Source organism: Rahnella sp. P4_A8, assembly GCF_056402435.1.
Window position 1 is genome coordinate 1 of the sequence record NZ_JBFUHK010000235.1, and the last position, 1,332, is coordinate 1,332.

At 45.9% G+C, this 1,332-nt stretch carries 2 protein-coding genes; both read left to right on the forward strand.

What is annotated here, in order from left to right:
• Positions 1-218 precede the first annotated feature (218 nt).
• Positions 219-1,256 carry a UDP-N-acetylmuramate dehydrogenase gene (gene murB / locus AC1DUO_RS25025; RefSeq protein WP_037035801.1) on the forward strand — a complete coding sequence of 346 codons (1,038 nt, stop codon included), beginning with the start codon at positions 219-221 and terminating at the stop codon, positions 1,254-1,256.
• A partial coding sequence (locus tag AC1DUO_RS25030) for a hypothetical protein (RefSeq protein WP_477989385.1) occupies positions 1,253-1,332 on the forward strand: 80 nt, incomplete at its 3' end. The genes murB and AC1DUO_RS25030, both read left to right, overlap by 4 nt.

Below are 1,332 nucleotides of genomic sequence, written 5' to 3' on the forward strand. Positions count from 1 at the left end.
AGTGTGGGGTCTCCCCATGCGAGAGTAGGGAACTGCCAGGCATCAAATAAGTGGAAAGCCCCGTACGAAAGTACGGGGCTTTTTGCTATGGGAAATTTAGCTCTGCATGGACTTTGTTTATTGGTCTTGAGGCCCACCCCAACTTATAAAACTCTGCGTATCAGGATATCGGATCGGTTAAACTAAGCACAAATAAGTCACTCATGAGTAATATTGCTATGTCGATTGGCGACACTTCTCTTCAATCCCTGAATACTTTTTCTCTGGCGGCTTATGCTGCTGAAATCACGCATGTCCAGAACACTGAACAACTCATAGCAGCATGGAAATCAGCGAAGGAAAAGGAGCAGCCTTTTTTACTTTTAGGCGAAGGAAGTAATGTTCTTTTCCTGGAGAATTTTGCAGGGTCAGTAGTGCTGAACCGGATCAAAGGTATTGAGCTGGATGAAAATGCAGAGGAATGGTTGCTGCATGTGGGGGCTGGTGAGAATTGGCATCAATTGGTTTGTTATGCATTAGAGCATGATATTCCAGGTCTGGAGAATCTTGCTTTAATTCCCGGATGCGTAGGTTCTGCTCCTATTCAAAACATAGGTGCATATGGTGTCGAACTGCAGAGTATCTGTGGTTATGTGGATGTTTTGGATTTGCAGAGCGAAAAGGTCATCCGCGTGCAATCCGACGAATGCCAGTTTGGTTATCGCGAGAGTATATTTAAACATTCCTATAAAGAAGGGTATGCCATTATTGCCGTAGGCCTGAAGCTGAGAAAACAATGGCAGCCGAAATTGAGTTATGGGGAGCTGACTCGCTTAGATCCTGAGACTGTTAGCCCCCGTCAGATCTTTGATTTAGTTTGCGCGATGCGGCAGAGCAAATTACCTGACCCCGCCATTACCGGCAATGCGGGGAGTTTCTACAAGAACCCTGCTGTTGACGCTTCTGTGGCAGAGAAAATCAGCAACGAATATCCTTCTATGCCGTCTTATCCACAAGCTAATGGGCAAATTAAACTTGCTGCCGGATGGTTGATTGAACAGGCTGGTTTGAAAGGTTTTACCGTTGGCGGCGCAGCAGTTCACGATAAACAGGCGTTAGTACTGATTAATAAAGATCATGCGAGCAGCGCTGATGTACGTGCATTGGCTAAATATGTACGTGATGTTGTTGCAGAGAAATTTAGTATCTGGCTTGAACCAGAGGTTCGTTTTATCGCCGCGAAGGGTGAAGTGGACGCCGTGGATGCGCTGTCATGAAAGATATTACCGTTCCTCTGCAACTGATCTCCATTTTGGCTGATGGTGAATTTCATTCCGGTGAGCAGTTAGGTAC

Coding starts and splice junctions, on each gene's coding strand:
- murB (WP_037035801.1), top strand. CDS start 219: ATGTCGATTGGCGACACTTCTCTTCAATCCCTGAATACTTTTTCTCTG.